Genomic DNA, 426 nt, shown 5'->3' on the forward strand with positions numbered 1-426 from the left:
AGCGACCAGCAAGTGAAAGCGTTGACAGACGATCTGAACAAACAACTGGCCTTGCTGAAGCAAAAAGAAGAGGGTCTAAAACACGCGGAAGTCAACAGCCAAACCACCCGTGAGGCTTTAGCGAAACAGCAAGCGGATGCGAAAGCATTAGCCGAGAAAAATCAGCAGCTAACCGCGCAGTTAGCCGAAAAAGCCCAGCAAGCGGATAAAATTCAAGCGGCTTTAGCGGCACAAACCGCAAAAGCTGAGCAAAAAGCTGCTTTAGAAGCCGAGTTAGCGGCCGCGAAGCAACAATTACAAGCCCATCAAACGGCGCAAGATACGCTGTCAAAACAGTATGCGGATAGTCAAAAACAGCAACAACAGCTGCAAACGGCATTAGCGCAGAACGAACAAAATTATGCGGCGGCGCAAAAACAGTTGGCG

Annotated in this window: 1 protein-coding gene; it reads left to right on the forward strand. The window is 49.5% G+C overall.

What is annotated here, in order from left to right; genetic code table 11:
* On the forward strand, positions 1–426 hold a 426-nt coding region (locus M998_RS19705; RefSeq protein ID WP_375342658.1), incomplete at both ends, for a hypothetical protein.

This window comes from Providencia heimbachae ATCC 35613 (genome assembly GCF_001655055.1).
Taxonomy (GTDB): Bacteria; Pseudomonadota; Gammaproteobacteria; order Enterobacterales; family Enterobacteriaceae; genus Providencia; species Providencia heimbachae.